Origin of the sequence: Stenotrophomonas sp. yr243 (assembly GCF_900184195.1) — a bacterium.
GTDB classification, from domain to species: domain Bacteria; phylum Pseudomonadota; class Gammaproteobacteria; order Xanthomonadales; family Xanthomonadaceae; genus Stenotrophomonas; species Stenotrophomonas lactitubi.
Genome location: NZ_FXWT01000001.1, coordinates 754,431 through 767,967 on the forward strand (window position 1 = coordinate 754,431; position 13,537 = coordinate 767,967).

At 64.7% G+C, this 13,537-nt stretch carries 11 protein-coding genes; 4 read left to right on the forward strand and 7 right to left on the reverse strand.

The window, feature by feature from the left end; genetic code table 11:
- Positions 1–38: 38 nt before the first annotated feature.
- From QOL57_RS03670 to QOL57_RS03695, 6 genes are all read right to left on the reverse strand, one after another.
- Complete coding sequence (locus QOL57_RS03670) at positions 39–881, reverse strand: ABC transporter permease subunit (protein WP_089239979.1); 843 nt, start codon at positions 879–881, stop codon at positions 39–41.
- On the reverse strand, positions 878–1,810 hold the full coding sequence (locus QOL57_RS03675) for an ABC transporter permease subunit (protein ID WP_089239977.1): 933 nt from the start codon (positions 1,808–1,810) through the stop codon (positions 878–880). The genes QOL57_RS03670 and QOL57_RS03675 overlap by 4 nt, the downstream gene beginning before the upstream one ends.
- A complete protein-coding gene (gene potA, locus QOL57_RS03680) occupies positions 1,807–2,943 on the reverse strand; it encodes a polyamine ABC transporter ATP-binding protein (protein WP_089239975.1) in 1,137 nt (378 codons plus the stop codon). Before potA ends, QOL57_RS03675 begins: the two co-directional genes overlap by 4 nt.
- A gap of 160 nt (positions 2,944–3,103) precedes the next feature.
- Positions 3,104–4,213 carry a polyamine ABC transporter substrate-binding protein gene (locus QOL57_RS03685; protein WP_033830748.1) on the reverse strand — a complete coding sequence of 370 codons (1,110 nt, stop codon included), beginning with the start codon at positions 4,211–4,213 and terminating at the stop codon, positions 3,104–3,106.
- 91 nt (positions 4,214–4,304) lie between these two features.
- The gene (locus QOL57_RS03690; RefSeq protein WP_089239973.1) at positions 4,305–5,699 is read right to left on the reverse strand and encodes a glutamine synthetase family protein; all 1,395 of its coding nucleotides are present in this window, start codon (positions 5,697–5,699) and stop codon (positions 4,305–4,307) included.
- Positions 5,696–6,457, reverse strand: coding sequence for a gamma-glutamyl-gamma-aminobutyrate hydrolase family protein (locus QOL57_RS03695; RefSeq protein WP_089239971.1), 762 nt, complete (start codon positions 6,455–6,457; stop codon positions 5,696–5,698). The genes QOL57_RS03690 and QOL57_RS03695 overlap by 4 nt, the downstream gene beginning before the upstream one ends.
- A 200-nt stretch (positions 6,458–6,657) precedes the next feature.
- Between QOL57_RS03695 and QOL57_RS03700 the strand changes: the two genes are divergently transcribed.
- Positions 6,658–7,896: an FAD-binding oxidoreductase gene (locus tag QOL57_RS03700; protein ID WP_244900824.1), complete on the forward strand. Its 1,239-nt coding sequence runs from the start codon at positions 6,658–6,660 to the stop codon at positions 7,894–7,896.
- A gap of 197 nt (positions 7,897–8,093) precedes the next feature.
- On the forward strand, positions 8,094–9,704 hold the full coding sequence (locus tag QOL57_RS03705) for an MASE1 domain-containing protein (protein WP_089239967.1): 1,611 nt from the start codon (positions 8,094–8,096) through the stop codon (positions 9,702–9,704).
- A 117-nt stretch (positions 9,705–9,821) separates the two neighbouring features.
- Here the strand turns inward: QOL57_RS03705 and QOL57_RS03710 are convergent, their stop codons facing one another.
- Positions 9,822–10,166, reverse strand: coding sequence for a hypothetical protein (locus QOL57_RS03710; RefSeq protein ID WP_089239965.1), 345 nt, complete (start codon positions 10,164–10,166; stop codon positions 9,822–9,824).
- Positions 10,167–10,501: 335 nt separating this feature from the next.
- Between QOL57_RS03710 and QOL57_RS03715 the strand changes: the two genes are divergently transcribed.
- Both QOL57_RS03715 and QOL57_RS03720 read left to right on the forward strand, forming a co-directional pair.
- A complete protein-coding gene (locus tag QOL57_RS03715; RefSeq protein WP_089239963.1) occupies positions 10,502–12,064 on the forward strand; it encodes an MASE1 domain-containing protein in 1,563 nt (520 codons plus the stop codon).
- Positions 12,065–12,160: 96 nt separating this feature from the next.
- Complete coding sequence (locus tag QOL57_RS03720) at positions 12,161–13,504, forward strand: diguanylate cyclase (RefSeq protein WP_089239961.1); 1,344 nt, start codon at positions 12,161–12,163, stop codon at positions 13,502–13,504.
- Positions 13,505–13,537: the final 33 nt, after the last annotated feature.

A 13,537-nucleotide genomic window follows, 5' to 3' on the forward strand; every position in this document is an offset into this window, starting at 1 on the left:
CATTGTGCGCCGGCCGCCGTGAGCCGGATGTTGCTGGCTCAGCCGTTGTCCTGGCGTGCCAGCTGCAGATCGCGCTGGCGTCGCTTCTCGGCACGCGCATTGATGTACCAGCCGATCACCGCAGCAATCGACACCGCCGACACCAGCAGCGTCGCCAGCGCATTGATCTTCGGGCTGATGCCCATGCGCACGGAGGCGAACACCTTCATCGGCAGCGTGGTCGAGCCGGGCGTGGCGACGAAGCTGGCCACCACCACGTCGTCGAGCGACAGGGTGAAGGCGAGCAGCCAGCCGGCCACCAGCGCCGGGGCGATGATCGGCAAGGTGATGCGGCCGAACACGGTCAGCCGGCTTGCGCCCAGATCCATCGCCGCTTCTTCCAGCGACAGGTCCATCTCCTGCAGGCGCGAGGACACCACCACGGTGACGAAGCACAGGGTGAAGGTGACGTGGGCGATCCAGATGGTGGCCAGACCACGCGCCGGGAAGCCCGGGATCGCGCCCATCGACGCCAGCAGCGCCATCAGCGAAAAGCCGAGGATGACGTCCGGCATCACCAGCGGCGCGGTCACCAGCGCACCGAAGAACGGCTTGCCGCGGAAGCGCTTGAAGCGGGTCATCACCATCGCCGCCAGCGTGCCGAGCACGGTGGCGGTACAGGCGGTCCAGAACGCGACCACCAGGCTGGTCCACATCGCATCCATCAGCGCGCGGTCGGCAAACAGTTCGCTGTAGGCGCGGGTGGAGAAGCCGGCCCAGACCATGGCCAACCGCGAACTGTTGAACGAGTAGAACATCAACAGCAGGATCGGCAGGTACAGGAAGGCGAAGCCGAGCAGCAGCACGCCCAGCCCCAGGCCCTTGGCAGAACGCGGGCTCATGCCTGCTTCCCTTCCAGCAGTCGCTGCTGGGATCGGTTGAACAGCAGGATCGGCACCAGCAGCAGCAGGATCATCGCCACCGCCATCGCCGAGGCGCCCGGCCAGTTGCGGTTGTTGAAGAACTCGTTCCACAGCTGGCGGCCAACCATCAGCGTTTCCGAGCCACCCAGCATTTCCGGAATCACGAATTCGCCGATCGCCGGAATCATCACCAGCATGCAGCCGGCGATGATGCCCGCCTTCGACAGCGGCAGGGTGATGCGCAGGAACGCCTGCCACGGCTTGGCGCCAAGGTCGTAGGCCGCTTCCAGCAGGCGATGGTCATGCTTGACCAGGTTGGCATACAGCGGCAGCACCATGAACGGCAGATAGCAGTACACGATGCCGATGTAGGCGGCAGTCGGAGTGTCGATCAGCTGCAGCTTGGGCAGGCCCATATTGGTCATCAGCGTCTGCAGGCCGGTGTACTGCAGGAACTGGTCGAGCAGCCCGTTGCGGTCCAGGATCGCTTTCCAGGCGTACACGCGGATCAGGAACGAAGTCCACGACGGCAGCACCACCAGCATCATCGCCACGTTGCGCGCGGCCGGCGACAGGCGGGCGATGGCATAGGCCATCGGATAGCCGATCAGCAACGTGAGGAAGGTCGAGATCGCGGCGATCTTGATCGAGCTCAGGAACGCCTGGGCATAGATCGAATCGCGGAACAGCGCCAGGTAGTTCTCGAGATTGAGCTTCAGCGAGAGCCCACCATCGACGTACTGCAGCAACCAGGTATACGGCGGCGAGCCGACCCGGCTGTGCGAGAAACTGATCATCAGCACGATCAGGAACGGCACGGCGAAGAACAGCAGCAGCCACAGGTACGGAATGCCGATGACCGTGGCACGCGTGCCCGGCAGCCAGCGCTTCAGGCCCGCCGTGCTCATGAGGTCAGCACCACGCCGTCGTTGTCACGCCAGTGCACCCACACCTCGTCGCCCCAGGTCAGGCCATCGCTGGCCCAGCGCTGCGAGTTGGCGAAGTTGGCCAGCACCTTGGCACCGCTGGGCAGGCGCACGTGGTAGACCGAATGGCTGCCGAAGTAGGCGATGTCCTCGATCACGCCCTGCGCCTTGTTGGTATGCCCTTCCGGCTCGTCCTTGCCGATCATCACCTTCTCCGGGCGCAGCGCGAACGCGACCGGCTGCCCTTCATAGCAGGTGATGCCATGGGCGATGTAGACCGGCGCCGGGAACAGCGGCGAGCGCACGGTCACGTATTCGGGCAGGTCCTCGTCGATCACCCCGTCGAACAGGTTCACCGAACCGATGAACTCGGCGACGAAGCGGTTGGCCGGCTGCTCGTAGACCTCGTCGGGCTTGCCGACCTGCTGGATCCAGCCGGCGTCCATCACCGCGATGCGCGTAGCCATGGTCATCGCCTCTTCCTGGTCGTGGGTGACCATCACGCAGGTCACGCCCGAGGATTCGATGATGCTGACCAGCTCCAGCTGCATCTGCGAGCGCAGCTTCTTGTCCAGCGCGCCCATCGGTTCGTCCAGCAGCAGCAGCTTGGGCCCCTTGGCCAGTGACCGCGCCAGCGCCACGCGCTGCTGCTGGCCGCCGGACAACTGGTGCGGCTTGCGCTTGCCCAGGTGGCCCATCTGCACCAGGTCAAGCATCTCGCCCACCCGCTTGCCGATGGCCTCGCGGCCGAGCCCATCCTGCTTCAGGCCGAAGGCGATGTTCTGCTCCACGGTCATGTGCGGGAACAGGGCGTAGGACTGGAACATCATGTTGACCGGCCGCTGGTACGGCGGCAGCGCATCCATCCGCTGGCCATCGACGGTGATGCTGCCCTTAGTGGGCGTCTCGAAGCCACCGAGGCAGCGCAGCAGGGTCGATTTGCCGCTGCCCGAGCCGCCCAGCAGGGCGAATATCTCGCCCTTGCGGACGTCCAGGTTGACGTCATCGACGGCGACGAAGCCATCGAATTCCTTGCGCAGATCACGAATGGAGAGATAGCCGGGCACACCGGTCGCTTCGACGACGGCGGCTTCCGGCTGGGCTTCAACGGGCATGGGGGCTCCGGGAGCGGGCGGTGGACAGCGGCCGCCATTCTAACGGCCGGGGGCCGATGGGGATATGACGGCGGCTGGCGACCGGGTCCGGAGGACCCAGCGCGTGTGCCTGGGGAAACTGCTGCGCTCGCCGGGCATGGCCCGGCGGCGGCCGAACGGCCTAGCGGCCGGTCTTCACCTCGGTCCACAGCCGGGTGTAGAGCTTGTCGGTCTCCGGCGTGTTGATCGAATAGGTGAACATCTTCGCCGCCACGTCGGCCGGCGGGTAGATGGTCGGGTCGGTGCGGATCGCCTCGTCCACCAGCGGGGTCGCGGTCGGTACCGGGTTGCCGTAGTGGATGAAGTTGGTGTTGGCCGCGGCCACCTTCGGTTCCAGCAGGTAGTTGATGAACGCGTAGGCCGCTTCCGGATGTTTGGCATCCTTCGGAATCGCCAGCATGTCGAACCACTGCGGCGCGCCTTCCTTGGGAATCGAATAGGCCACGTGCACGCCATTGCTGGCTTCGGCCGCGCGGTCGCGGGCCTGGATGATGTCACCCGACCAGCCCACCACCAGGCAGGTACCGCCGTTGGCCAGCGAGCCCACGTACTGCGAAGAGTGGAAGTTCTGTACGTACGGGCGGATCGACTTCAGCAGGTCGGCCGCCTTCTGCAGGTCGGCCGGATCGCCGCTGTGCGGGTCCAGGCCCAGGTAGTGCAGCGCGATCGGAATCATGTCCGCCGGCGTGTCCAGGATGGTCACGCCGCAGTCCTTCATCTTGCTGATGTTTTCCGGCTTGAACACCAGGTCCCAGCTGTTGGCGATGTCGGCGCTGCCACCGAAACGCTCCTTCAGCATGTCCACGTTGTAGCCGATGCCGGTAGTGCCGATCATGTACGGCACGCCGTACTGGTTGCCCGGATCCTGGGTGGCGATGCGCTTCATCACCGCCGGGTCGAGGTTGGCCAGGTTCGGGATCTTCGACTTGTCCAGCGGCAGGAACACACCGGCCTGGATCTGCCGGCCGAAGAAGTTCAGCGTCGGCACCACCACGTCGTAGCCGCTGTTGCCGGCCAGCAGCTTGGTCTCGACCATCTCGTCACTGTCGAACACATCGTAGGTGACCTTGATCCCGCTCTGCTTCTCGAAGTTCGGGATGGTGTCTTCGGCGATGTAGTCGCTGTAGTTGTAGACGTTCAGGACCTGGCTGTCCTGTCCGCCGCCGTTGCCGCCGCCACAGGCGGAAAGCATGGCGGAGGCCAGGCCGAGCGTGAGGATACGCAGCTTCATCGGGTGCTCCAGAATGCGGAAAGGGGGGCCGGCCGGGCCGGCGACGGGTGCCAGCCTACCCCCCAGCGGCGGATTTTTCTATTCGCGGCCTTCACACGTTCAGCAGCAGGAACTCGCGTTCCCACGAACTGATCACGCGGAAGAAGGTCTCGTATTCCTTGCGCTTGACCGAGATGTAGGCGCGGCAGAAGCGCTCGCCGAGCAGTGCCTGCAGCTCGCTGCACTGCTCCAGCCCGTCCAGTGCTTCACCCAGCGAACGTGGCAGGTCGTAGCCCAGCTCCTTGGCGCTGCCGGTCACCGGTGCATCCGGCGCGAGGCGCTCGCGGATGCCGAGCAGGCCGCAGGCCAGGGTCGCGGCCATCGCCAGGTAGGGGTTGGCATCGGAACCGGCAAAGCGGCTTTCCACCCGCATGTTCTCCGGCGTATCCAGCGGCACCCGCAGCCCGCAGGTGCGGTTGTCGAAGCCCCAGTGCACGTTGCTCGGCGAGACTTCGCCGAACACCAGGCGCCGGTAGGAATTCACGTTCGGCGCAAAGAACGCCATGGCCATCGGCACGTACTTCTGCAGGCCGGCCAGGTAGTGGGCGAACAACGGGCTGAAATCCTCACCGCCGTGCTCGCCGGTGAACACGTTCTGGCCATCGCTGATGCGCAGCAGGCTCTGGTGGATGTGCATCGCACTGCCCGGCTCGTTCTCCATCGGCTTGGCCAGGAAGGTGGCATACACCCCGTGGCGCATCGCCGACTCGCGCATGGTGCGCTTGAACAGGAACACCTGGTCGGCCAGATCCATCGCGTTGGCGTGGGTGAAGTTGACTTCCAGCTGCGCCGCGCCGGATTCATGGATCAGCGTGTCCACGTCCAGCTTCATCGCATCGCAGTAGTCGTACATCAGGTCGAGGATCGGGTCGAACTCGTTGACCGCGTCGATCGAGTACGACTGCCGCGCCGTTTCCGGGCGCCCCGAGCGGCCAGCCGGGGGCAGCAGCGGGAAATCCGGATCGGTGTTCTTCTGCACCAGGAAGAATTCCAGCTCGGGCGCAACCACCGGTCGCAGGCCGAGCTCGGTGTAGGCATCCAGCACCCGGCGCAGCACGTTGCGCGGGGCCAGTTCGTGTGGCTCACCGTTCTTGGTGTAGCAGTCGTGGATGACCTGCGCAGTCGGGTCGGTCGCCCACGGCACCATGCGCACGGTGTCCGGGTCGGGGCGCAGGATCATGTCCGAGTCCGACGGCGAAGTCAGGTCGTAGTAGTCGTCCGGGAATTCGCCGGTGACCGTGGTCGCGAAGATGCCCTCCGGCAGGCGCGTGCCGTAATCGTGCGAGAACTTGTCGGCCGGGATGATCTTGCCGCGCGCATTGCCGGTGATGTCCGGAACCAGGCACTCCACCTCGGTGATGCGCCGCTCCTTCAGCCAGCGCAGCAGGCTGCTTTCCTGCGGGGGCGTGGGCGTAGCCGTCTTGCGCGGGCGCGTTCGCGAACTCATGGGGATTCCAGTCGATTCTGTTGGTGCTGCCGGCAAGCTTGGCCGAACGCACGGAAAATAGCGTGATAGAACGGCGTCTGCATGACCCGCCACTCCGGGTGCCACTGTACGCCGAGCACGAATCGATGGCGCTGGCTGCGTGCCGCTTCGACCAGGCCATCATCGGCCCGGGCCTCGATCTGCAGGCCTTCGGCCAACCTCGCGATGCCCTGCCCGTGCACCGAATTGACCTGTACCCGATCGCCGGCAGACCACTGTGCCAGCCAACCACCATCGGCCAGGGTGATCGCATGAGCGGGCCCATATTGGACCTCCACCGGCGCCTGCGGGTCTTCGCGATGGTCGGTCAGGCCAGGCACCGCATGCACCTGCGGATGAAGCGTGCCGCCGAGCGCCACATTCAATTCCTGGAAGCCGCGGCAGATCGCCAGCACCGGCAGATCCATCGCCAGCGCCTCGTGCAGCAGGGCGAACGCCGTGGCATCGCGGGCCGTGTCGTGCAGGTTGCCCTCCCAGCTGCGGCCCCCTTCGTAATGCTGCGGCTCGATGTTGCTGACCGCGCCGCTCAACAGCAGGCCGTCCATGCCCTGCAACCAGTCGCGCGCCGGCAGCGGCGGCTGCAGGCTCGGCAGCACCAGTGGCGTTGCCTGCGCAGCGTCAACCAAGGCACGCACATACTTTTCCCCGGCCACCGCGAAACGATGATGGCCGAGCACGGTGCTGTCGGTGGGCAGGCCCACCCAGGGCAGGCGGCGCATGGGAAAACTCCTTGGCGTGCAATCACGTTACCCGCCCGGCACCGGCAACGGCAAGCCGCTGCCGTCACACCACGGGCGCTCCGCTTGGGCCAAACTATCGGCGTGAAGCCCGACCGTCCTCCCCCGCTCCGACGCCCTTTCCCGCTTCTGCGAGGCCGCCGGTGAGCGCCGCCTTCCCGCCCAGCTGGTACGCCAGCAGCCTGCCCGAACCACCCGCGTTGCCCCCACTGCGCGGTGAACTGCAGGCCGATGTAGCGGTACTGGGCGCCGGTTATACCGGCCTCACCGCCGCACTGGAACTGGCACTGCGCGGCCAGCGGGTGGTGCTGCTGGAGGCACAACGGATCGGCTGGGGAGCCTCTGGCCGCAATGGTGGCCAGGCGCTGGTGGGCTACGGCTGTGAAGTGGACGAGCTGGAGCGCCAGCTCGGCCGCGATGATGCACGCCACCTGTTCGACTGGTCGCGTGACGCGGTACAGGCGATGCGCGCGCGCATCGACCGGCATCGCATCGATTGCCATTGGGTGCAGGGCCACGCCAGCGTCGCCATCCGCGCACGCCACGAGCAGGACCTGCGCGCCAACTGCGAGCATCTGCAGCAGCACTACGACTACCCGATGCAGTGGTGGCCGCGCGATACCCTGCGCATGCAGCTGGACAGCCCGCGCTACCGCGCGGCGATGTTCGACCCGCTCAGCGCGCACCTGCATCCACTGGCCTACGCCCGTGGGCTGGCCGATGCCGCGCGCGCGGCCGGCGTGGTCATCCACGAAGCATCGCCGGTGACGCGCATTCAACGTGGTGCACACGCGGTACTGCATACCGACCACGGCAGCGTGCGCGCGCCGCAGCTGGTGGTGGCCGGCAACGCCCTGCTGCAGGGGATGGTGCCTGAGCTGGAACGGCGCATCATGCCGGTCGGTACGTATATCGGCGCCAGCGCGCCGCTGGGTGCCGAGCGCGCGCAGGCGCTGATCGGCAACAACATGGCGGTCTCCGATACCGCTTGGGCGCTGGACTATTTCCGGCTCAGCCATGACCACCGCCTGCTGTTCGGCGGCCGTGCCAGCTATTCCGCGCTGCCCCCGCCCGGCCTGCACCGGGTGATGCAGCGGCGCATGCACCAGGTGTTCCCGCAGTTGGCCGACATTCCGCTGCAGCAGGTCTGGGGCGGTTATGTGGATATCACCCGCAACCGCGCCCCGCACTGGGGCAGGCTGGATGGAAATCTGTACTTCGCGCAGGGCTTCTCCGGCCACGGTGTGGCAGCGGCCGGGCTGGCCGGCGAGGTCATTGCCGCCGCGATTGCGGGCCAGAGCGAGCGTCTGGACGTGTTCCAGCGCCTGCAGCATGCGCCCTTCCCCGGCGGACGCCTGCTGCGCATGCCGCTGCTGGTGGCGGCGATGTCCTGGTACAAGCTGCGGGATGCGCTGTGGTGAGTCATCGGGAAGCGAGCTGAATCTACCGCCCCCCGAAAACTGTGAAACTCGTCGCCGCAGGTAATCATGTGATGACTTTCCCACTGGTCAGGCAGAACGCTGAGGCGATTGCATAATCGAACGCGTGTCGATACCGTCGGTAAGAACCGGGTCCCGCGGCGAATGGATGCTGACAGGGAACGTACTGTGAAGGGGTAGTGCGATTGAACTGGTGGAATGAAGGCCTGCAGCTGAAGTTGCGCATCCATCCGGCAGGACTTGCCTTGGCTGTGCTGTACGCGATTGCCTGCTGGGCCACACGCCAGCTCTCGCTTGATCAGTTCTATCTTCCCGCCGGCGTACGTGTTGCCGCGGTACTGCTCTGCCCGCCTCGGCTTTGGCCCTATCTGCTGCTCGGTGAGTACGCCTATTTCGCCCAGATGCGCGTGCCGATGATCGATCGGTACGGATTGACGTGGGTCATTCTTGGCTCGGCATTCCAGATGCCGGTCGTCATGACGATCGTCCATCTCCACCGCAACGTGATCTCGGCAGTAAAGAATGCCTGGCTCATATCGGTTGCTGCATTCGCCGCGGTATCCGTCACGCTGATCAACCTTCTTCTTGCAAATTTCCTCTGGCCAACACCACCCGATTTTCCGCTGCTGACCGGCATCGTCCGCCTGGTGGTGGGTGACTTCATCGGCATCCTGACGTTCGCACCACTTGTGCTGCTCTGGTCGCGAGGGAAGGCCGAAGTGCAGGTCCGGAAGCGTGACGTCGCGCAGATGGCAGGGGCCCTCGCACTGATGGTCGTGTTCGGCCTGTCAGCTGCCGATGTGCCTGCTGATGCAGTGACGACGAAAGTATCTCTGCAACTTCTCATGGCACTTCCTGCCGTTCTGCTGACATGCGTGTACGGATGGCGGGGCGCCGCCATCGGCGTGCCCACCCTGAACATGATCATCGGCCTGACTACGCCCGCCACCCACCCGGAGTCATTCGACCCTGCGTCATTCGCTACCCAGCAGATAATGGCAGTCACCGGCGCAGCGCTGCTCATACTTGGCTCCCGGATCACCCACTACTATCGGCGTTATCGACTCCGGGAGGTCGGAGAGAGAAATGCCATCAGACTCGCGCGGAGCTCACATGTTGCCAGTGAACTTGACCTTCGCGAACGTGCGTTGCATCTACGGAAGCTGGGTGATGGCATTGATCACGCGCTTGACGAGGTGATCAACTGGCTATCGGCACAGGGCCATCTTGCGATTGCGGAAAGCCTTGTGCATGTGGCATCGATCCATTCGCGCCAGCTCCGCGAACAGACAAGCATGATCTACCCGACTGCTCTGGAGCACCTCGGGCTCTACGTTGCCTTGAGAGCAGGAGGCGTCCGCGAAGCGTGGGAGAAGACGGCCCGTGTCGCCAATCCGGCGTTGCTTGGCGACCCCTGCCAACTCAGTGTCGGTCTGCAACTGGCCGCCTACCGCACGGTGATCGACGCGGTGTCATTGCTGATCCAGGGTGAAGCAGGGCAGATCCACGTGCGGGCACGCTGCGGACGGATCGGTTCGCATCGTGGAATCCTGATGACGGTTTCACTGCTGGATCAACAGCGAAACCTCTCCGATGCGACTGTCGCCGCAGCCATGGAACGTTTGGCCGGGAGAACGCTCGCCTACGGGGGCGCGCTGAAATGCACCCGGAATCGCATCGTGCTGGCAATGAAGGAAACGGGCACGGCCGCCCCTCTGGATGTTTTCTCGTCAAATGGAAGAGACAGTCTTTCGGGATTCGGAGCGGATTCCTCACGCGCGAAGGCGTGAATGACAGCCCCCTCCGGCTTCTGATTCCGTAGCAGGCATGTACCGCCACCGGTGTTGGAGCGGAAACGTGCAAGCGGCTTTAGCCGCCTGCACGTCCAGGATCCTGAAGCCCGAGTACTACGGTGTTTCAACGGACCAGATGTCGCCATCGCTGCTCGCGTACCGTACCAGCACCACGTCCTGCGCACGATATACCTCGAAACGCCGTGCCGCAGCCGGAACAGTCAGTCGCTGACCGGGAAGCGAAACACGCGCCGCAGACTTGCCTGCGGGCAATGCGAAGTAGGCATCACCGGCGTTGCCGATGATCACCTTTACCTGCCCGGCCAGATCGTTGACCTGCAGATAGACCACGCCATCGCGCTGGAAAGCGTACACCTGCCAAGCGGGATCGGCGCTGATGTCTGCAGCGGCGGGAGCGGTCTCGCCGAGCCCTGCGGTCGAGACTGCGGCGCTTGCCAAGGGTTTGCCGTGGTAGTCACCGCCTCCTCTATCACTCGCGAATACCGGAGCTGCGACGAACACTGCTGCAGTGGTTACAACACCAAAAAACATGGATCGCACAATGACCTCCTGGTCGGGGTGAGAGCAAACAACGTCGCAACGATAGTAACGTCTTCCCGCCGCAACGCAGTGATGGGGGGATAATCCGGACGATTTAGTCCCATATGTGCACCCTATGTCCGCGTGCCATGTCCTTGGCAGAAGAACATGGGGTGCCGATTGCGTCCGCACTCATCCGTGGATAGTGTCAATTCCTGGGCCAGCGGTAGCTGAGCGATGGCAAGGGAGGTTTTTTGGACCGATTGAAGAATGCCTTCGAGGTGAGCTTCCGCCTCCGGCCGGTCGGACTTGCACTGGCCGCCGTCTACGCTGCCAGCTGCCTCATCTCACGCCAGTTCTCGCTGGACCAGTTCTTCCTGCCAGCGGGTATCCGGGCGGCTGCGCTGCTGATCGTCCCGACGCGCCTGTGGCCCTATCTACTGCTCGGCGAGTACATCTACTTCGCCAAGCTGCGCCTTCCCATGATCGATACCTACGGCTTGGACTGGGTCATCCTGGCGTCGACGCTGCTGATGCCGATGGCGATGCTGGTGATCTATCTGCATCGAATGAGAACACCATCAGAGGCAGCCACCGGCCTCTGGCTGCTGTCGTTGTCGTTATGCACAGCGCTGTTGGTCCCGGGTCTCAATCTGAGCATTTCATATGTCCTCTGGTCCAATCCGCCGCCGAGCAACCTGCTGGACGCGGTCGATCGAACGATCTTCGGCCACTTCGCAGCCATCATCACCCTGGTCCCGCTGGCCTTCCTGTGGACCCTGCGGCACGCAGATCCCAGCTGGCGCCCCCGCTTTGTCGCGCCTACCGCTGTAGCGATCCTGTTGATGCTGATACTGGGGCTGGGTATGCAGCTGACAGGCAGCAGCGCCCATACCGCCCGCACACACCTTGTACTGATAGCGGCCTTGCCCGCCATCGCCCTGACCTTCATGCATGGCTGGCGCGGTGCAGCCATCGCAATTCCGCTGTTGAACCTCCCGCTTCATGCCGCGACGCCCAGCACCGGCCTGCCCTCCTCCTTCGACCTGGGCACGTTCGCTACCCAACAGAACATGGCTGTGATGAGCGTCGCTCTGCTCGCACTGGGATCGAGCATCAGCTATCACCATCAGCGCGCAAGATCCCGCGGTCTGGCAGAGGAAACCACGTTGCGCTTGGCGCGCAGCTCCCACCAGACCAGCGAGCGTGAGCTGCGTGAACGAGCCATTCACCTCAAGCATCTGAGCGAGGGCATGGACAGTTCACTCGACGAGATGATCAACTGGCTCAACTCCCAAGGCCACCATGCGGTGGCAAACAGCCTGCAACATGCGTCGTCCGTGCATTCACGGCTGTTCCGTGAACAGGCCAGCCTGGTCTATCCCACTGGGGTGGAGCAGGTCGGGCTGTATGTCGCGCTGCAGGCCGGCGGTGCATGCAAAAACTGGAGCAACACGCACCGCGTGACTCCGCCCAGACTGGCGGGCAACCCTTGCCTGCTGACCGTGGATCTGCAGTTGGCCATCTACCGCACCCTGATCGAGGCGGTCTCACTGCTGCTGGAACTGGAATCCGGGCAGGTCTGCGTAGCGGCCCGGTGCGGCAACTCAGGCAGTCGCCGTGGCATCGTGGTAGTGGTCTCGCTGCTCGACCGGCGCTGCGTGCTGTCGACCCGGACAACCCACCAGGCCGTCGAACGTCTGGCCGGTCGGATACTGGCCTATGGTGGCTCGGTACATTGCCGCAGCAACCGGCTTCGTCTGGTGCTGCACGAACCGTCCACGCAGCTTCGATCGGCGATCATACAGCCGGACTGAGCCGATATCGGTCGGGCCAAGCACCCTGTCCGGCTAAAGTTACACCCGAAACCGCCGCTATCCGTGCCAAGACTTTCCCACATGAGCCACCGCATCATGCCCGTCCTGTCGCAGGCCGCTCTGGATGGCGACCTGACCGATCCCCTGCCTCAGCGGATCCTGCTGGTGGAAAACTCGCGCGCGTTCACCGGCATGCTGCGCGAGGCAATCGAACAACGCCTGGAGCTGCCGGTGGTGGTGGCCAGCTCGCTGGCCGAGGCCGACCGGCTGCTCAGCACCGAGGACGGCTGGTTCCTGGTCCTGACCGGGCTGGTGCTGGCCGATGGTGACCGCGATGCGGTGGTCGAGTTCTTCCTCAAGCGCAACCTGCCCACCGTGGTGGTCAGCGGTGTGTATGACGAGGACCTGCGCAAGCGCGTGCTGCAGCAGCAGATCATCGACTACGTACTGAAGAACACCCCGGGCAGCATCGATTACCTGGTCTGGCTGGTGCAGCGCCTGGAGCGCAACCGGCGCATCGCCGCGCTGGTGGTGGACGACTCGCCGTCCGCGCGTGGTTATGCCGCCGCCCTGCTGCGCATGTACGGCCACGAGGTGTACGAAGCCGCCGATGGCAACGAAGGCCTGGCGGCGATCGAGGCACACCCGGCGATCCGCCTGGCCGTGGTCGACCAGGAAATGCCGGGCATGCAGGGCGTGGAGTTCACCCGCCGCCTGCGCACCCTGCGTTCGCGCGACAAGGTGGCGGTGATCGGCATTTCCGGCAATACCGATGCCTCGCTGATCCCGCGTTTCCTGAAGAACGGCGCCAATGACTTCCTGCGCAAGCCCTTCTCACGCGAAGAGTTCTTCTGCCGTGTCTCGCAGAATGTGGATCAGCTGGAGCTGATCGGAACGCTGCAGGACCTGGCCACCCGCGATTTCCTCACCGGCCTGCCCAACCGCCGCTGCTTCCTGGAACAGAGCCAGCGCCAGCTGCCGCAACTGCAGCTGCACGGCCAGTGCGTGGCGGTAGCGATGATCGACATCGACCATTTCAAGCACATCAACGACACCCACGGCCACGAAGCCGGTGACGATGCGCTGCGTGCGGTAGCCCGTGCCGTCGGCGACCACGCGCGCAGCCAAGACCTGATCGCGCGCTTCGGCGGCGAGGAATTCTGCCTGCTGGTGCCGGACATGGAACAGGACGAAGCGCTGCTGTATTTCGAGGAGCTGCGCCAGCGCATCGCCGCGCTGGAAGTGGACATCGGCAGCGCCACCCTGCGCATGACGGTCAGCATCGGCCTGTGCTGCCTCCGGCCGCAGCGCGATGCGCTGCACCGGCTGATTTCCGAAGCCGATCGCCAGCTGTACCTGGCCAAGGCCGGCGGCCGCAACCGGGTCAGCTGCACCACGGTGGCCAGCCCGTTGCGTCCGCGCGAGGCTGCGCTGTCCTGACCGGCATGCTTTGATCCAGATCAACGCCGCCTG